Below are 18,523 nucleotides of genomic sequence, written 5' to 3' on the forward strand. Positions count from 1 at the left end.
AAATAATTTCTCAATTTTAATGGCAATTAAATGACGCAGTTCGATCTAGAGAACGTCTTAAATCGAATGCTTGCCGAACTTTCTGGTATAAGCCGCGCATCTCAAAACACAATTGATGCTTATACACGCGACCTCAATGAATTCATTTCTTTCTGTTGCGATAAAGAAATTAATTTAATACAAAAGATTACAGACAAAACGATCCGTCATTTTATTATTCATCTTAGTGAAAGTGGTGTTTCAAAAAGCACGATTTCCAGAAAGCTTTCAGCAATTAGAAGACTTCTTAATTTTGCTATTCGAAATGACTTAATAGAAAAAAATCCAATATCAAGAATTCCAAATCCAAAAGTTAAACGCGGTTTGCCGGAAACAATTAATGTTGATTCTTATTCAGAAATTTTTAGTTTGGTTGATAAAGAAAATGACCTTGCTAATGCAGTCAGGATTAAATCGATTTTTGAGTTATTATATGGCTCAGCTCTGCGTGTTTCGGAATTATGTTCGCTAAATGTTGGTGATATTGATTTTGATACTAATAGCATCAAAGTTCTAGGGAAAGGTTCTAAGTTTAGAATTGTGCCAATGGGATCAAAATCGAGAGAGGTATTAAAAATATATATTAGTTCACTAATGCCGTATCAGCATTCACAAGCGCTTTTTGTAGACGGTGATAATAAAAGACTATCACGGCACACTATTTATAGAATTGTGAATCATTATTTGAAATATCAAAAAATTGATAAAAAAAGTCCTCATATATTGCGTCACAGTGCAGCAACCCATATGTTAGATAGAGAAGCTGACCTAATGGCAGTCAAAGAAATTCTTGGTCATGAAAATCTTTCCACAACTCAAATTTATACGCATGTTAGCATAGAACGATTAAAAAAATCATATAAAAAGGCTCATCCAAAATCATGAAGGAGTAACTATGAACATTAATATCACTTCTCGCAAATTTAGAGCGAAAGAATCGCTAAAAGAATTCATTCGTGGGGAAGTAAGCGTTCTAGAAAAATATAACGATGAAATTATTTCGGCTGGTGTAATTTTGAGTTTTACTCATCTGAAAGACAGTATTAAAACTGCTGAAATTAATCTCACAGTTCCTAAAAAAATTATTACTGTTGAGACTTCAAGTGAAGAATTTGAAAAATCGGTTACTCTTTCTATAGAAAAAATTAAAAAACAGCTTACAAAACTTAAAACAAAACGGTTGGTCAGGCCTAAAAAATGAAAATCAATGAAGGTGCAATTTCACAAAGAGAAAGTATTACTGTAGAATCTTTTTATAACAGCATAGTAGACAGATTCAAAATACGTCTCCTAAATGACAGAGTTGGATTTGATCGTCTAATAAAAGATCCAAACTTGCATAGACCGGGTTTACCATTAGCCGGCTTTTTGGAATTATTTTCTTACAGCCGAGTTCAAGTATTTGGCAATACGGAGATGCGTTATTTACTAAATCTATCAATTGAAGAAAGGACCCGATCCCTCGAAAATATTTTTAAATATGCTATTCCTTGTTTAATAATTTCCAACGAACACGAACCCACACCGGAAATGCTTGAACTTGGTAATAAATATAAAATTCCGATTTTCGGATCGGCCTTCTCTACAACCAAAGCAATTTTTTTAATTTCAGATTTTCTTGATGATCAGTTTGCACCGCGCCTTTCCCTTCATGGTTCTCTTGTTGATGTGTACGGAGTAGGAATGTTGTTTGTTGGCAAATCCGGAATTGGTAAAAGTGAGGTTGCACTAGACTTAGTTGAGAGGGGACATCGATTAGTAGCCGATGATGTTGTAATTATAACCAAGAAAGGTGAAGGAATCCTTATGGGTGCCGGAACCGATATTGTAAAACATTTTATGGAACTCCGTGGAATCGGCATCATTGACATAAGAAGCATGTTCGGCATTAGAGCCATAAGATTTCAGAAGCGTCTTGAAGTAGTTATAGAACTCGAAGTTTGGAATGAACAAAATGAGTATACCCGTACAGGTCTCGATAATTCTACCACTCCCATTATGGACGTCGAAATACCATTTGTTAAGTTACCGATCCTACCTGGAAAAAATATTACGGTGGTTTCGGAGATAATTGCTTTAAACTATCTTCTTAAACATTACGGTTATGATGCAGCAAAAGTGCTGCAAGATCGAATAACATCCAAAATTCGTCAAAAAAATGAAGAAATGAACCGTGCCGTTGATTATTTTGAACATGATTTTGAGTAATATTTGCTCTCTTTATTGCTTGACTACAGAGGGATGATTTGCTATCTTCGCAACCGAAAATACTATGAAAAAATTTTACTACTTTTCAAAATCTAAATTGAAATTTGTGGAGATACGCAATTTCTATAAGAAATTCGTATTCCTCATTTTATTCTTTGCGGTACTTGTATCGTTCTTTGTGTTTGGCACTTTCCTTGTTTTCAATGAATTTATTAATCCAGACTCAGAAGTAAAATCATTAAAAACTACTAACACACTTCTTAAAGAAAAACTTGACCACTACAAAAATTTATTTGATCAGCTTGATAATAGACTCACTTCCTTGACCACGCAGAGCCACGATTTAAGACTTAAAGCTAATCTAGAACCTGCTAATCCTGATGAAACACTCGGAACGGGCGGTAACGTATTTGAACCTATTAGAACTTCCAGTCTTGGCGGTTATGAAAATTATATTGATCAACTTGATTCCTATGTACATAATATTTCACTTAAAGTTAAACTTGAAAAAAATAATTACGATGAGATTAATAAAGCCTTTCAGAATAACGAAAAGCTCTTTGAAGTGATTCCGGCAATTCGACCGTGTGAAGGAAGAATTGCAGACGATTTTGGCATGAGATTTCATCCGATTCTTAAAATTATGAGAATGCACAATGGTGTTGATATTATTACTGATACCGGTACAAAAGTATACGCTCCGGGTGCCGGCACTGTTGCGTTCATAGGACGTCGCAGCGGTTATGGAATTACAGTAGAGATAGATCACGGATTTGGCTACAGAACAATATTTGCACATTTACAAAGTATTAAAGTTAAAGAAGGACAGCATCTTCAAAGAGGTGATTTTATAGCACTGAGCGGAAATTCAGGAGAACTTTCAACAGGTCCACATTTACACTACGAAGTCAGACATGACGGAATACCTTTGGATCCAAGAAATTTTATCTATGATGATGTAAGCATTTTTGAAGTTGTCAAAAAATAGAAAACATTTCAGGAGACTTGACAATGATTTGGACCGTCGAATTAGCATCTTATCTTGATGACGCTCCGTGGCCAGCCACTAAAGAAGAATTAATAGATTATGCCGAACGTATCGGTGCACCACTCGAAGTTGTGGAAAATCTTTTAGAATTAGAGGATTCCGACGAACCTTATGAGACAATTGAAGATATTTGGCCAGATTATCCAAGTGACGAAGATTTCTTTTATAATGATGATGATGAGTTTAAGTCGTAATAATTGGTTAAAGAATGAATGAAATATGGGATATTGTATTTGAACAGGTAAAAGCCAAAGAAATTCTAAATAATATTTATGAAGGAAGGCGTGTTCCACACGCCTTCCTTTTTTTTGGTCCCGAAGGAGTTGGTAAATTTTTTACTACACTGCAATTTGCAAAGTTAATCAACTCATCAAATGACAGCTCAAAGCAACATCTTATCCAAAAAAAAATATCGTCCTTGCAAGAACCATACATTAAGTTAATTATACCATTACCGCGTGGAAAAGGAGAGGGGGCTGAAGATTCGGCTACTGAAAAACTTTCGAAAGAGATTATTGATGAGATAAATGAAGAAATAAAATTGAAAATTGAAAACCCTTATCACCGGATTTCTGTTGAAAATGCAAATACGATTAAAATAAATAGCGTTAGAGAAATTAGAAAATATATCACTACAACAACAGATGATATTAAATATAGGTTTATTGTGATTCTCGACGCTCATAAAATGAACGAAACTGCCCAAAATGCATTATTAAAAAGTTTGGAAGAACCACCAGAAGGAATCATTTTCGTTTTTATTACATCCGATAAAGAAAAATTGTTGCCTACGATACAATCAAGATGTTGGCATGTGAGCTTTGAACCACTCTCATTTAGTTCTGTTTCTACAATTCTGAAAAATAACTTTTCGATTGATAATGAATTAGCCGAGAAAGTTTCTAAGTTTTCAGAAGGTTCTCCGCTTACCGCTCTTGACTTAATAAATAATCAATTTGAAAATATTTTGGAAAGAACCATTTCAATCCTTCGATATTCATTAGCTAAAAAATATCATTCCGCTTATAAGGAATTAACAGAATTTTTCAAGAATAATTCAGATCAATCCATCAACATTCTTGCAAGAATGATAAAAACATGGTTAAATGACGTTATAAAAAATCGGCATTCGATATTCGATTATTATTTCAGTGAATATTCGGAGACTCTATCCAAATTTAATTCTAGATATACTAATGCTGATATTAATAAAATATTTTATTCTATTGATAATTTGGAAAGACTACAAACTAAAAATGTAAACTTGAATGTCGTTAGTCTGAATCTTATATTTGAAATAGCTTCTCTCTCAATAAGGAAATAAGCTTTGTACCATATAGATCTCTCCCTTACTAAGTGTGTCCAAGAAAATGGATGCGCAGAGCATTCGAATGAAAACCATAATGCTAATAATCTTTTCGAGTCAATAATAATAAGAAATATTCAGGATAAGCATAATAACATCAGTGGTTGTTTTGCTTGTTCATCCTGTGTTTCTCACACAAACCCGGTTGATAAACGGAAAATTATCGAAATAAATTGTAACGGCTTATTAAATTGTGACTACTGCGAAATTAATGATAAATGTGAAACAGAATTATTCCCAGACGACTTTATAATAGTTCAGTTGGATGAATCGTTGGAAGTAGCACAAGTAAAATTAATAGGCGAGATTGTTAGGTTAAAGAGACAATCCATTGGGTTCTACGGGGAAAATCTTCCTCTTGTTATAAGAAAAGCAAGTGTGGAAGATTTAGATCGTGTCAGGAAAAATCTACATGATGAGGAAAAGGCAGTCAAAATATTTAGAGATGCAATTAACAAATTAAACTTAAGTATGAAATTGGTGAGTATTCATTATCAATTTGACCGCAAGAAGTTATTTTTTTTCTATACATCAGAAAGTAGGGTTGATTTTAGAGAATTAGCAAAAGGATTAGCAGCCGAATTTAAAACCAGGATTGAATTGCGTCAAATAGGTGTTCGTGATGAAGCTAAAAAATTAGGCGGAATGGGAACATGCGGTAGAGAGTTTTGTTGTATTTCATTTCTTGCAGGTTTCAGAAGGATTACCACTCATTTGGCAAATGAACAAAATCTCCTTTCAAGTATGGGCAAACTTAGCGGTCCATGCGGCAAATTAAAATGTTGTTTATCTTTCGAAGTTGAATAAAATTTTACCTTTCTGCATCAATTGACTAAATAGGGAAGTGGTAGGTCGAAGTTAGTGATCACACGAAAAACTGGTTGGATCTTATTATGGAAATTAAAAATGTAGCAGTAATTGGTGCCGGAACGATGGGCAGTGGCATTGCGCAAGTATTTGCTTCGAAAGATTTTAATGTATCATTAATTGATACGGAGCAGATTTATTTAGATAAAGGGATCAAAACTATAAGCTCAAGTTTAGACCGCCAGATTAAAAAAAATATTATTACAATTGATCAGAAAGAATCAACACTATCTAAAATCCAACCAGGAACACAAATAGAAGCGATTCCTAAAGATACAATGTTAATTATCGAAGCTATCATTGAGAAAAAATCGGCTAAACTATCTATTTATAATACTTTAAATAGTATAGTTAATCAAGATTGTATTTTCGCATCGAATACTTCATCAATATCAATTACTGAATTAGGAGTTTCTAATCGACCAGATAGATTCATCGGAATGCATTTTATGAATCCGGTACCAATGATGCAGTTAGTCGAAATTATACGTGGATATGCTACGAGTGATTCTACGTTCGGAATTGTTAAACAATTAGCTATTGATCTAGGCAAAACACCGGTTGAGGTATTCGATTATCCTGGATTTATTGCTAATAGAATTCTAATGCCGATGATCAATGAAGCAATTTTTGCACTATTTGAAGGAGTTGCTTCTGCACAAGATATTGATACTGTTATGAAACTCGGTATGAATCATCCAATGGGGCCGCTCACACTAGCAGATTTTATAGGTTTGGATGTATGCTTAGCTATTATGGAAGTACTTTACGAGGGCTTCAATGATTCAAAGTACAGACCATGCCCATTACTAAAAAAGATGGTTGCAGCGGGAAAGTTTGGAAGAAAATCGAGAGAAGGATTTTTCAAGTACGAATGATACCGCCCATAATGTATATTATGTAAACTATATAATTTATAAAGTTTTATTGTCTTTCTAAATTCATCACTTTTACTAATGCGCTTCTCCCTTTTCTAAATTCGAGTGCAGCATTCTAATTTTATGAGATAGAAAATTTCTCACATTTCAAATTTAATCTCCAATAATAGTTACTACAATTTTCCGAGAATGCCCTAAATTTCGGTGTTCACATAGATAAATTCCTTGCCAGGTACCAAGGTTTAGCTTACCCTGAGTGATTGGTAAAGTTATGGAGCTTCCCAAAATTGAGCTTTTGAGATGTGAGGTCATATCATCAGTTCCTTCAAGGGTATGTTCAAAATAGGTTTCATTTTCCGGTACAATTTTATTAAAAAACGCCTCCATATCTTTACGTACAGTGGGATCGGCATTTTCATTTATCGTCAGTGAGGCTGAAGTATGTTTAATGAAAATATGCATTATGCCGGAGCAAAATTTGTCAAGACCATCCAATTGGGAGACGATTTCTTCTGTTATCAAATGAAACCCGCGCGGTCTAGATCTTAATATTATTTCTTTTTGTATTGTCATGTTTTTAAAATAAATCTAATTGTTTTTCACCATTAAAATATTTTTTTTCATGGTCGAGAAGCTATTTTTTTCCTCCAAAGCCCGCCTGCATATCCCGTTAATCTGCCATCATTGCCAATAACCCTATGACATGGGATAATGATCGGTATTTTATTCTGTCCATTAGCACTCGCAACTGAACGAATTGCCAGTTGGTCCCCTATCATTTTTGATTGCCATAAGTAAGATTTTGTTTTCCCGTATGGAATTTTTAATAACTCTTTCCAAACTTTTTTTTGGAAGTCAGTTCCTTCCGGATCAAGATTGAGTTCAAATTCTTTTCTGGTGCCGGTGAAATATTCATTTATTTGAATTAGAAATTGTTCTAAGTACTGGTTCGTTTCTTGATTTGAATGTGAGTCATCACTAATAAATGATAAAGTTTTAATAGAGTTATTGGTACCTGTTATTTCAATTTTACCGATAGGTGAATTGTAATATGTTGAATAACTATTGGACATTTAATTGTTCATTAATATCTGGGGAAATGAAAAGTACTCGCTAAATTATTTCCTATTGATTTCAACATCAACAGTAAATCTATATTCAAACTTTTGCTTGGAGTCAGCATAATCGTAAAGGGTTACTTTGACATAACGCGGTTTAGTACTGTTTTTTTCTATAAATGTTTTTGATTTTTCTTTATAATCTTCCGCCTTCTGCCAATTTGTTGAGTTTAATTGCCAATTATCTCCAAGGCACAATTTAATTTTATCGAAAGTATTATTGAACACAGCATCTGCTCTTGTGATTTCGTTATCGTTTTCAAACGTTGCCTTATAAGATCCACTTTCTTCATCTATATACGCGTCTTTTGCTTCATTTAGTCTGACCAATTCTTGTCTGGAAATGTTGGGATTTTCTAAAAGAAAGAAATATGCTTTTGCATGTGAAAGCAGAAAATCCAAGGTTGTGCAAAAATCTGAAGTGCTATCTAAATAGAGTGCGTTCGGTTCAGCTATAGCTGTCTGAAGTGTATATGTTCCTAATGCTTTTTCATCTCCGATTACATATAAAACCCAATTCCCGTCTGATGGTATTTCTGAAACGATATTAGCCAAACCTTTATCATTCTTAGTGCTTTGTTTAAATATTTCACCTTTTGAATCAACAAGGGCAATACTAGGTTGAAAATTTTTCGAATATGCTACAAAGTTAACCGCCTCTCCTTTAAATAATTCAATTTTGTATCCGTCATATTTGCCAAAATCTTTTTTATAAAGATCTTTTGAATTTAACTCCCCTTTGATCTCGTTGAAATCAACTTGGAATTTATGTTGATTTTCTTGCGCATAAGAGTTTAGAAAGAAAAATATTATCAATACAAAAATCATTCTATTAATCTTCATTATACCTCCATTTCGTTCTATCAAGTAATAGTAGGAATTGAAATTCTATAACCCTCAGTGACTTGCAACAAAGGTTTTTTCTGAAACAGTAATTGCTTTAGAATCTTTTACCATAAACCATAATACGCCTGAGATGGCCAAGGATACTCCGCTAATTATGAAGATAATATTTTTATCAGCTGCGTTTTGAACAAATGTTCCGAGGACTAAACTAACAAACAACTGTGGTAGAACAACTGATAAATTGAATATTCCCATAAAAAATCCCATTCTATTTTTATTTACTTTTTCAGACATAATTGCAAATGGTAAGCTCACAATTGCAGCCCATCCAACTCCAGCAACTGCCATAAGTGACCAAACCAAAATAGAACTAGCTCCGAATAAAACTATTCCAAAGTATCCTAAAGACATTACAAACAAACATGCAATATGTGTCTTAACTCTTCCAATTTTTTCAGTTATCGGCTCTAAAACAAATGCAGGTAATAAAGCACCAACAGCATTTAATATTAGAAATGAGATTGAAAGAATTTGTCCGGTTTGGTCGGAATCAGCCGGGTTTAATTTTTGTTCTACATAACCGATCGAGTAAACAAACATTGTTTGAACTCCAATCCAAGAGAATGAATGCGCAAATAAAAGTTTGAGATACTGATTCCAATCGGTTTTTGATTCTTCCAAATTTGTTTTTTCTTCAGAGGATTTTAATTCTCTTGGTTCTTTAATGAAAAACATTGGGATAATTGAAAATGCTAAAACAAGAAGGACTCCGGAGTAAATCAAAAAATAATTTCCAAAGATTGCACCAAGAGCATATGCAAGTACACCAAATGAGCCTGATATCGTCTGCATCCAAGTGTACCCTTTTGTCCTAGGAACTCCTTCGGGTGTTACGTCGGCAATTATGGATCGAGTTGGATTGAATGATATATTAATTGCAAGGTCTAACGTAAGTGCAACACAAACAGCAACAATAATTATACTGCTGACTCCAAAAAATTTACTTATTCCGTCTATATTTGGAAGAGCAAATAACATTAATGCTGCTAAAGTCCCGCCGACTAAAATAAATCCTCTTCTTCGTCCGCCCCAGAACCAAATTTTATCACTAATTAATCCAACAATTGGCTGACCAATAATACCAGCTAGAGGTCCGGCAGCCCAAACAAAACCTATCTCATGCAAATCTAGATTATATTTTGTACGCATTAACCAACTGAGCGCTGCGATTTGAATTGAAAGCGCAAAACCCATAGCTGTTGAAGGTAAACTTAGAATAGAATAAAAAGTATTTGACAGTTTCTTTTGCATTTCAAGCATTATAGCCTCGACTCATTTCAATTATTGTTTGAAAATATTGCTCGCATCTTTAATTAAAAAATCTTTTTCTGAAGAAGAGTTTCGCAACCAAATGAAATGTACTCTCGTAATATAGGAATGTTAGGGAGTTTTATTGTCGGTAATCCAAATCTTTGCGCATAGATTGGACGGAATAAATAAAAATCTTTTTTGATCGGGGTAAACCTTTTTAATTTGTACTGAGTCTCAAATTCTTTGATTGTGCAGCCTGTACTGTAATGTAATTTAATTTCATCAATATAACCGTGGCTTTCACCAAGGGATTTCGCAATTGACTTAAGAATGAAAGTTGGTAGAATATGCAAATATGGGATTGCCTTTAAAAAACTCCTGCCAATCTGTTGATGTCCGGCAAAAGGTGAAAGTTTTGGCGGGAAACTGACAAATAAATACCCGTTTTCATTTAGCAATTTATCAAGGTTATTGAATGCTGCATTTTTAGATGCAACATGTTCAATTACTTCACGCATTATGATAACATCAAATTTCTCTTTCAATAAATCTGGTAGATTTTTGTCAGTTATATCTCCAACCATTATTTTAAGAGAGCCGTCTTTTTGTTTTGTAAGATTCGCTCTTTCATGGTTTATTTCTACGCCATAAACGTCCATTCCAATTGACTGAAGGGTTTTTAGCAGTCCTCCTTCGGCACAACCGACTTCCAGAATTTTCTTTTTATGAAATTCATTAATTAGTTTTTGAAAATAAGGAAGAAGATATTCTTTCGTATATTGTTGCTGTTCATAAAAATGTTTTTCAGGCATAATAATTCTTTAGAAATTGTACTAAAATTTAATCAATCATTTCCAGCAAGCCAAGTAATATGATAGAATTGAACTCGTTTCAATCTTTTTTTCTGAAAAGATATAAACTCTTGCTATTAACTCACAATAAAAATAAATTTTGCCATCAATTTTAAGATTATGATAGAGAACGCAACCGAGAAAAACATAACCGTCAATCGGAAAGCTCGACACGAGTATTTTATTCTACAGACTTACGAGGCGGGTATAGTTCTAGTTGGTTCGGAAGTTAAAGCTCTTAGGCAAAATAAAGCTAATCTTGTTGATGCCTATGCAATGTTAACGGATAACGAAGTTTGGTTAATGAACGCTAATATTTCGGTTTATGATCAAGCTAGTATGAACAATCATGATCCGATAAGAAAAAGGAAATTACTGCTTAAGAAGAGTGAAATCAGAAAATTAAATAAGGCGGTATCTGAAAAAGGAAATACCCTAATTCCATTGAGAATGTACTTTAAAGACGGCTTGGCTAAAGTTGAATTAGCAATTGCAACTGGCAAGAAGCAGTACGATAAACGCGAAGATATTGCCAAACGAGATTTAAATAGAGAAATGCAAAGAAAATTTAAGTAGCTTATTCGGAGAAACTATTGAATAAAAAAATGATCTTCCCCCCTCTCAAAGAACAAATGGATTTGATTAAAAGGGGTACATCTGAAATCATTCCCGAAGAAGAATTAGTTCAAAAGCTGGAAAAATCATTAAAAGAAAATAAACCGCTTAATATAAAACTTGGCTGTGATCCCACTAGACCGGATCTTCACCTCGGTCACTCTGTAGTTCTAAGAAAACTTGCGCAATTTCAGCAGCTCGGTCATCAAGCTATTTTAATTATTGGTGATTTTACAGGAATGATCGGGGATCCATCCGGTCGTAATAGTTCTCGTCCCCCGCTTTCATTTGATGAAGCTCGCGAGAATGGAAAATCTTATTTTGAACAAGCATCAAAAATATTAGATCGAGGAAAAACAAAAATAGTACACAATTCCGAGTGGCTTGGTAAAATGACATTTGAAGAAGTCATCAAACTGGCGTCAAAATACACAATTGCGAGAATGTTAGAGCGTGATGATTTTACGAATCGGTATAAAGGTGGAATTCCGATCAGCATGCACGAAGTCTTATATCCACTTGCACAGGCGATGGATTCCGTTGCAATTAAAAGTGATGTTGAGCTTGGCGGAACGGATCAGAAGTTCAATCTATTGGTTGGACGTGATATTCAAAGAGAATTTGGGATGGCTCCCCAGGTGATCCTTACTATGCCATTACTTGTTGGGACAGATGGAACCGAAAAAATGAGCAAATCCCTTGATAATTACATCGGGATCAATGAAACCCCGAAAGAAATTTATGGTAAAACTTTATCAATTCCAGATGACCTAATCTACCTTTATTATGTTCTGACCACCGATGCTACTAATCAAGAACTTAACTTAATCCAGCAAGAACTTGCAGATGAAAAGATTAACCCAAGAAATATAAAACGTTCTTTGGCTAGAAAATTAGTTGAGATGTATCATTCTTCTAAGGATGCGTTTGATGCCGAAACAGAGTTTGACAATATATTTGTAAAAAAAGGGCTTCCGGATGAAGTTGAAGAATTCAAATTCGATACTTCTATTAAGGAATTAGAGATTCTGGATTTGATAGTGGCCGTTGGATTTGCTCCCTCAAAAGGTGAAGCACGAAGATTAGTAACTCAAGGTGGTGTTACAGTTGACGGTGAAAAAGTGGATGATATTAAGGAGTTAATAAAACTTGATAAATCAAAGATTTTAAAAGTTGGTAAAAGAAAGTTTATTAAATTGATTTGTAATTAAAGGAGGCACCAAATTGTACGTACCATCAAAAATCTTTTTTACAAAGGGAGTAGGAAGACATAAAGAATACCTTGCTTCCTTTGAATTGGCACTTCGCAGTGCGGGTATCGAAATTTGTAATTTAGTTTCTGTTAGCAGCATTTATCCAAACGGATGTAAAAGACTTAGCAAGGAGCAAGGGCTTAAACTTCTTAAACCCGGTTTAATAACCCATTGCGTTATGGCTCGGAACTCTACAAACGAACCTAATCGGCTAATTGCATCATCAATAGGAGTGGCAATTCCAGCTGACAAAAATATGTACGGTTATCTCTCTGAACATCATCCTTATGGTGAGACAGAAAAAGTTGCCGGAGAGTACGCTGAAGATCTTGCTGCAACAATGTTAGCTACAACATTAGGTGTAGATTTCGACCCGGAAAAAGCGTGGAATGAGCGCGAACAGTCTTATAAGATGTCTGGTAAGATTGTTAATTCATTTAACATAACTCAGTCAGCTCAAGGTGATAAAAAAGGACTTTGGACAACCGTAATCTCTGTAGGCATTTTGTTACCATAAGTAATTACTATGCATAATCACTTTATATTCTGGATTATATTTTCCGTTATTATTCTGGTGATGTTCTATATAGATCTATATGCAACGGATCATCGCAAAGGTAAGATAGGGATAAAATCAAGCTTGATGTGGAGCGCTATATGGATCACGGCAGCTCTCCTTTTCAATCTTATTATTTTATTGTTCCTTGAAGACGGAAAACAGAAGGCGATTGAATTTCTAGCCGGTTATCTTGTTGAAAAATCTCTTTCTGTAGATAATCTTTTTGTATTTCTTATGGTTTTTAATGTCTTGGGAATAAATGATGAAAATCAACCACATGTTTTGAAATGGGGAATTTTAAGTGCAATTGTGCTAAGGATTTTATTCATTCTTGCTGGCGTTACTTTAATAAAATTATTTCATCCAATCATTTATGTTTTTGGATTGATTCTTCTATTGGCAGCTTATAAAATGGCCTTTGGGAGTGAACTTAAAATTGATCTAAAAACTAATTTTGTTATAAAGTTTGTTTCAAAACACTTTAATATTCTGACTGAATACCACGGTTCCAAGTTTTTTACAAAGCGTAATTCTATTCGGTATGTTACTCCCCTTTTCCTTGCCTTACTTTTAATTGAATCTGCAGATATAGTCTTTGCTGTAGATTCAATTCCAGCAGTAATTGCAATTACTCATGATCCTTTCATTATAATAACATCGAATATATTTGCTATACTTGGGCTGCGTGCTCTCTATTTTGCTTTAGCCAATATTGTTGATCTGTTTGTTTATCTAAAGTATGGGGTTGCGGTGATTTTAGCCTTTGTTGGATTGAAGATGTTGGTAACAGATATTTATGAAATATCAACTTTGCATTCACTGGGAGTCATAATTCTCTGCCTTGTTGTTTCTATTGTACTATCCTTGATGAAGAAAAAACACATCGCTGTTTGATCATCCCTATAGAATGAACGATGATAACGAAAAATAATCCGGCAATCATAGGTTCAATCTGATCTAAATATTCAATGTTTATCTGCTCTCGGATAAAAAACCAGAACAAACTTGCAATTGCCCCGCCGATAATTTCAACTAGTGCATAACCATTAGAGATTCTCATTCTTTCATAATATGCCCCAAAGACAACTAAAATAATTCCGGGAATACAGATACTTCCAATAATATACCAGAGTGATATTACAGATTGTACGAAATAAGCTAATGTAACAGCAACAATTGATGAAAATAATAACCCTACTCTTGTATAATTCGGTATCTGTTTTTCATTTGAATTCTTCCTTAATTTAAAAACAAAGTCATGACCGAAGGTTGTTGCACTTAGAAATATAAAACTGTTAAGAGTAGAGATGATCGTCGCGAACATTGCTGCATAAAAAATTCCTTTAGTACCGCTTCCAAGAATCCTCTCTGCATATAGAGGAAATGATAAGACTGGATTTGACAGATTTGGAAGAGTCGCCCTCGCATATAGTCCGGTCGTAGTTGTAAGAAAATCAAATAAGATCATAAAAAAAACAGAAATAATAATTCCCCACTTTGCAGTATTACCGTTCTTTGCAGCATAACAACGCTGATGAAAACCCGGATCGGCAAAAGTCCACAATGCAATAAGAAACCAAACTATGACATATATTGGAGAGACATTGGATGTTAGCTGAAGATACGAGTGTGGAAGTGTCTCTTTCAGGTAATGATAATTACCTACATCTGAATAAGAAATGAATACGATAAGAAAGAAACCGATAAACATTACAAAGAACTGAAATACATCCGTATATAAATCCGATTTGTAACCTCCTTTCAACAGATAGATCCCCGATACAAATAGGCTAATAATTAATGCCGGAAGCAGCTTAATATTGAAAATAAGACTTAGTAGGTTTGCGGTCATCAATAGATATGGGGCAGGAGATACAAGTATGAAAATTAGTATCGCAGAAACAAGTCCTACTTTCCTTCCGTAGACCTGTTCAAGTTTGTCCGGTATTGTAAAAAGAGAAGCAATACGAATCTTTTTAGCAAAAAATAGAGCAAAGATAATTGCGAAAATGTAGTAAGGTAATCCTTGAGTAAACCAGCTCAATAATCCATAACGATAAGTAAATTCACCTACTCCCAGAATCCCTCCATACCAGGTAGCAACGTTTGTCATAATGAAAAGGAACAATCCCACTTTTCTACCAGAAAGTAAATAGTCGGAAGTATCGCCACTCGTTTCTTTTCGCGGTAAAAATCCTATTAATAGAAGTATAATAAAGAAAGAAACTATAATAAATAAATCTAGTTGACTAAAAGAGACCATATTTTCTCATCGTTTCAAAATCTCGAATTACGAAAACAATTCCGCCTCTTATATCCAACTCCACTTCATTTTGCAGTGCAACATTGCTAGTACTCTCTTTTATACCGAATGGAAGCGAAATATTCTTAAGTTCATATTTTAATCCATGTGAATAGATCTTTGTTTTAGAATCAATCCCGTAGATAGAAATTGTTTCTTTAGGGAATGTTTTTAATCTTACTTTACCGGTAAATGCTGTGAGAATTGATTTATGATGGATTATCTTTATGATAATTTTATCAAAAAATTTTAGGACTATACCTATATTACAGAATGAATGATCCAACCGGTCGCCGGTTGCACCCAGCAGGATAACCTCATCATATTTTTTCTTTATGGCAAATTTTAAACACTTTTCAACATCTGTATCGTTCTGCCGAGTAATTTTTATAATCTCACATTTTTCATAATAATAATCGTATACACCAGGATTAATCGAGTCCAGATCACCTATTATATAGTCCGGTATAATATTCAGCTTTTCTGCGGAGTTCGCCCCGCCATCGGCGCAAATAAGCGTTTGATAATCATTCTTAATCAAGTAATCGAAATATTTTTTTCGAGGAGGTTGTCCATTCGCAAGAATAATACACTTCTTCATCACATACCTAATTTTATTCCAAAAACAAGATTTCTTTCAGCAGCCGGGAAAAATTCCTTTCCAATTCCATAAGCTGCATATAAGTTATCAAACAAATTGTTTACTTGAAGAAATAATTGAAGTTTTTTCGCAATTGGTTCCAATGCAAAATTATATGAAATAAATAGATTAGTTACAAAATATGAATCAACTCTATTATCAGAGTAGTCTGCTAAAGCGGGGAATGAAGTGAGCAGTTCACTCAATTTTGTATCATAATTATCGGTAAAAAAGTCTCCAACATATTTTAGATTCGCTTGCAGAAGGAAATTATCGTTATGATATTTTATTACAGCACTCATCATAACGTTTGGGAATCCGCTTATTCGATTTCCAGTCAAGTCAATTTTGACCGGAGTAGCTATATCACTTGTTTCCAGAAAATAATACCCTTTACTAATGTAATTTCTTGATAAAGATCCATTAATAATAAATTCAAAATTATTGTTCAATCTCATATTACTAGCTGCTTCAAAACCGTAATGAATGGTCTGATCCATATTTCCGGTTATTGGTTGACCGAAGCGATCAACTTGCCCTTGCTTTACTATTTCATCATTAAAAGCCATATAGAAAAAATCGAAAGAAAGATTCAAGTTTTCTCTTGTAAACGATGTACCAAGCTCTAAATTGTTCATAGTTTCCGGTTTAACCAGCGGTTTAGAAAAATCATACGCTCCGGTCGATGTAATTTCAAATTGCGGAATTGAACCTCCGCTTGATTCCGCGGCATCGTAATAATTGTTCAATCTAGGTTCCCTTGTAACCTGGGCAAATGAAAAATAAAAATTCCACTCCGGTGTAAATTTGTAATTAACTCCAATACGGGGATTGAAAAATAAATTGCTTACTTCAATATCATTGTTAAGATATTTTTCTGAAAACAATTTATACTTATGGTAAGCCAACTGTCCTTCAATTAAAAAGTTAATATGATTATTTAGAACATAATTCTCGTTCGCGTAGAAATTAAGAATATTTTTCCCGCCATGAAATTGATAATAGCGATAATCTTTTGTTAATCCGACGGGAAGGTTATCCGCAAAACTAATACTTCCCCAATGGAGAGAACGGTGAATACGAAGTTCTCCGCCAAGAATCAATTCTCCATTTGTATGCTTAATGCTAATGCGCGGAATCCAGCCCCACTGTTTGTTCTCAACCATTGCTCGTATTAACGCATTCCCGGGGTTTTGAGTCGGCTGAAAACCATTATTGCTTGTAATTCTAAAATAACTTGTATCAGCCCACGAGCCATCATAATCGAAAAAGCCATTCCCTAAAACTAAAAAGAGCGCATTGTTCAAAGTTACTTTATCATTAATCTTCAATTCATTCAAAAGTTCAAAATGCGGTTGGGAAAAATTTTCAATTTCGTCGGTGCGCCGTTCAATTGTGTAGGTATAATTATTGTTTCCGGCTTCCCAATAAGAATAATTTGCTCTGCGAAGATCTTTATCCTTAATTGCAAATTTTGGCAACCCGGTATATGCTAATCCATCAGCAACCGGTCCACCGAAGAGATTTAATTGTGTTGTTAAATTATCATCATAGCGAACTGCGCTTAAATGATAGGATTTGAAGTCGATCCAGCTGGCATTACGGTATCCGCTGCTTAATGTTTGAGAAAGTTTAGCGTATATAGAATATTTGTTTGAAATAAGTCCGCTTGAAAATTGAGCCGAATATTTTCTAGTATTATAGTCGCCAATGGAAGTTGAGAAATCAATTCTTGGTTTATCCGAAAATGCAGAAGTAATAATATTTATTGAACCGCCGACTGCAGGATAACCAACAATTCCTGAACCGGCACCTCGTTGAATTTGTATCAACTCAGTGCTCTCAAGAAGATCCGGAAAGTCCAGCCAGTACACGTTATGATCTTCAGGATCATTTTGTGGAATTCCATTAATTGAAACGGAAATTCTTCTTTGATCAAAGCCACGTATGCTAAGATAGTTGTAACCAATTCCGTTTCCGTTTTCAGAATAAAAGGTAATTGATGGCTGATAACTTAATAGTTCCGGAATATCTTGATTAACGTAGGTTTGTTTGATAGACTTTCGATCAATTTTTGAAAAAGTTATTGGTGTAAATCCGGTTTCACCAATACTTCCCTTCACAAGAATTGTCTGGCTGGTAATTATTTTACTTTGAAGGAAGATTTGTCGATTTGAGCGAAGGAATTCTTTTACTTTAATTTTCTGTGATTCAAAACCGATGTGGCTAAATATTATAAAATCTTCTGTGTTTAATTTTTCTTTGATTTCGAAAAATCCATTTTCATCTGTAGTTACACCAGTGTTCTTCCCTTCAATCACTACGCTTGCAAAATTTAAAGGTGATTTATCCGATTGGCTGAAAACATTCCCATTGATGATCTCTACCTGTGCATTTAACTGGATTGCAGAGATCAAAAGAACAATTATCAAGTATTTCATTTTATTTCTCCTTTTACTGATAGAAACAAAAAAGCCGTTTGGGAAACGGCAGTACTTGATAAATCTGTACCGTTTTCCTACGCTGGCATTATCCAGATCAGGTTTAAGGGTTTACTCTCAGCAATTCCGCGGTAAGTTTTCCGGGACGCACCCCTAACAGCTTTTATTATTTTAAGAACAA

At 34.2% G+C, this 18,523-nt stretch carries 20 protein-coding genes and 1 riboswitch; of the genes, 12 read left to right on the top strand and 8 right to left on the bottom strand.

All coding sequences use genetic code 11. The annotated features are described in order from the left end of the window. The first annotated feature begins 30 nt into the window (after positions 1–30). The 8 genes from NTX65_00935 (at position 31) to NTX65_00970 (ending at position 6,406) form a co-directional block, all read left to right on the top strand. Complete coding sequence (locus tag NTX65_00935) at positions 31–924, top strand: tyrosine-type recombinase/integrase (GenBank protein ID MCX6167877.1); 894 nt, start codon at positions 31–33, stop codon at positions 922–924. A 10-nt stretch (positions 925–934) separates the two neighbouring features. Continuing rightward, positions 935–1,240, top strand: a complete 306-nt coding sequence (gene raiA, locus NTX65_00940; GenBank protein ID MCX6167878.1) for a ribosome-associated translation inhibitor RaiA — start codon at positions 935–937, stop codon at positions 1,238–1,240. Continuing rightward, complete coding sequence (gene hprK / locus NTX65_00945) at positions 1,237–2,247, top strand: HPr(Ser) kinase/phosphatase (protein MCX6167879.1); 1,011 nt, start codon at positions 1,237–1,239, stop codon at positions 2,245–2,247. The genes raiA and hprK overlap by 4 nt, the downstream gene beginning before the upstream one ends. Positions 2,248–2,311: 64 nt before the next feature. Then, on the top strand, positions 2,312–3,235 hold the full coding sequence (locus tag NTX65_00950) for a M23 family metallopeptidase (protein ID MCX6167880.1): 924 nt from the start codon (positions 2,312–2,314) through the stop codon (positions 3,233–3,235). Between the two features lie 23 nt (positions 3,236–3,258). Then, positions 3,259–3,489: a DUF2795 domain-containing protein gene (locus NTX65_00955; GenBank protein ID MCX6167881.1), complete on the top strand. Its 231-nt coding sequence runs from the start codon at positions 3,259–3,261 to the stop codon at positions 3,487–3,489. 14 nt (positions 3,490–3,503) lie between these two features. Continuing rightward, positions 3,504–4,619 (top strand): hypothetical protein, encoded by a 1,116-nt coding sequence (locus tag NTX65_00960; protein MCX6167882.1) that lies wholly within the window; start codon positions 3,504–3,506, stop codon positions 4,617–4,619. Between the two features lie 3 nt (positions 4,620–4,622). Next, positions 4,623–5,468, top strand: coding sequence for a regulatory iron-sulfur-containing complex subunit RicT (gene ricT / locus NTX65_00965; GenBank protein MCX6167883.1), 846 nt, complete (start codon positions 4,623–4,625; stop codon positions 5,466–5,468). An 86-nt stretch (positions 5,469–5,554) separates the two neighbouring features. Next, complete coding sequence (locus NTX65_00970; protein MCX6167884.1) at positions 5,555–6,406, top strand: 3-hydroxybutyryl-CoA dehydrogenase; 852 nt, start codon at positions 5,555–5,557, stop codon at positions 6,404–6,406. Between the two features lie 153 nt (positions 6,407–6,559). On the opposite strand, the gene NTX65_00975 is transcribed toward NTX65_00970, so the two are convergent. Genes NTX65_00975 through NTX65_00995 form a run of 5 tightly spaced genes read right to left on the bottom strand, consistent with a single transcriptional unit; the run spans position 6,560 to position 10,493 of the window. After that, on the bottom strand, positions 6,560–6,979 hold the full coding sequence (locus tag NTX65_00975; GenBank protein ID MCX6167885.1) for a secondary thiamine-phosphate synthase enzyme YjbQ: 420 nt from the start codon (positions 6,977–6,979) through the stop codon (positions 6,560–6,562). Positions 6,980–7,026: 47 nt separating this feature from the next. Then, complete coding sequence (locus NTX65_00980; GenBank protein ID MCX6167886.1) at positions 7,027–7,479, bottom strand: methylated-DNA--[protein]-cysteine S-methyltransferase; 453 nt, start codon at positions 7,477–7,479, stop codon at positions 7,027–7,029. 45 nt (positions 7,480–7,524) lie between these two features. Continuing rightward, positions 7,525–8,367 carry a hypothetical protein gene (locus tag NTX65_00985; GenBank protein MCX6167887.1) on the bottom strand — a complete coding sequence of 281 codons (843 nt, stop codon included), beginning with the start codon at positions 8,365–8,367 and terminating at the stop codon, positions 7,525–7,527. A gap of 54 nt (positions 8,368–8,421) precedes the next feature. Then, a complete protein-coding gene (locus NTX65_00990; GenBank protein MCX6167888.1) occupies positions 8,422–9,690 on the bottom strand; it encodes an MFS transporter in 1,269 nt (422 codons plus the stop codon). Positions 9,691–9,743: 53 nt separating this feature from the next. Continuing rightward, positions 9,744–10,493, bottom strand: coding sequence for a methyltransferase domain-containing protein (locus NTX65_00995; GenBank protein ID MCX6167889.1), 750 nt, complete (start codon positions 10,491–10,493; stop codon positions 9,744–9,746). A 159-nt stretch (positions 10,494–10,652) separates the two neighbouring features. On the opposite strand from NTX65_00995, the gene smpB reads away from it, so the two are divergent. The 4 genes from smpB to NTX65_01015 are packed head-to-tail and all read left to right on the top strand — an operon-like array spanning position 10,653 to position 13,853. Further along, positions 10,653–11,108, top strand: coding sequence for an SsrA-binding protein SmpB (gene smpB, locus NTX65_01000; protein ID MCX6167890.1), 456 nt, complete (start codon positions 10,653–10,655; stop codon positions 11,106–11,108). A 17-nt stretch (positions 11,109–11,125) separates the two neighbouring features. Beyond that, positions 11,126–12,358: a tyrosine--tRNA ligase gene (tyrS, locus tag NTX65_01005; protein MCX6167891.1), complete on the top strand. Its 1,233-nt coding sequence runs from the start codon at positions 11,126–11,128 to the stop codon at positions 12,356–12,358. Positions 12,359–12,371: 13 nt separating this feature from the next. After that, positions 12,372–12,917, top strand: a complete 546-nt coding sequence (locus NTX65_01010) for an arginine decarboxylase, pyruvoyl-dependent (protein ID MCX6167892.1) — start codon at positions 12,372–12,374, stop codon at positions 12,915–12,917. A gap of 9 nt (positions 12,918–12,926) precedes the next feature. Then, on the top strand, positions 12,927–13,853 hold the full coding sequence (locus NTX65_01015; protein ID MCX6167893.1) for a TerC/Alx family metal homeostasis membrane protein: 927 nt from the start codon (positions 12,927–12,929) through the stop codon (positions 13,851–13,853). On the opposite strand, the gene NTX65_01020 is transcribed toward NTX65_01015, so the two are convergent. Genes NTX65_01020 through NTX65_01030 form a run of 3 tightly spaced genes read right to left on the bottom strand, consistent with a single transcriptional unit; the run spans position 13,810 to position 18,342 of the window. Continuing rightward, positions 13,810–15,222 carry a sodium:solute symporter family protein gene (locus NTX65_01020; GenBank protein MCX6167894.1) on the bottom strand — a complete coding sequence of 471 codons (1,413 nt, stop codon included), beginning with the start codon at positions 15,220–15,222 and terminating at the stop codon, positions 13,810–13,812. The two genes, NTX65_01015 and NTX65_01020, sit on opposite strands and share 44 nt — an antisense overlap. Beyond that, a complete protein-coding gene (locus NTX65_01025) occupies positions 15,209–15,862 on the bottom strand; it encodes a thiamine diphosphokinase (GenBank protein MCX6167895.1) in 654 nt (217 codons plus the stop codon). The genes NTX65_01020 and NTX65_01025 overlap by 14 nt, the downstream gene beginning before the upstream one ends. Then, positions 15,862–18,342 carry a TonB-dependent receptor gene (locus NTX65_01030; protein ID MCX6167896.1) on the bottom strand — a complete coding sequence of 827 codons (2,481 nt, stop codon included), beginning with the start codon at positions 18,340–18,342 and terminating at the stop codon, positions 15,862–15,864. Before NTX65_01030 ends, NTX65_01025 begins: the two co-directional genes overlap by 1 nt. Before the next feature lie 57 nt (positions 18,343–18,399). Next, a riboswitch (TPP riboswitch) is annotated at positions 18,400–18,507 on the bottom strand. Positions 18,508–18,523 lie beyond the last annotated feature (16 nt).

Source organism: Ignavibacteriales bacterium (assembly GCA_026390795.1).
GTDB lineage: Bacteria > Bacteroidota > Ignavibacteria > Ignavibacteriales > Melioribacteraceae > Fen-1258.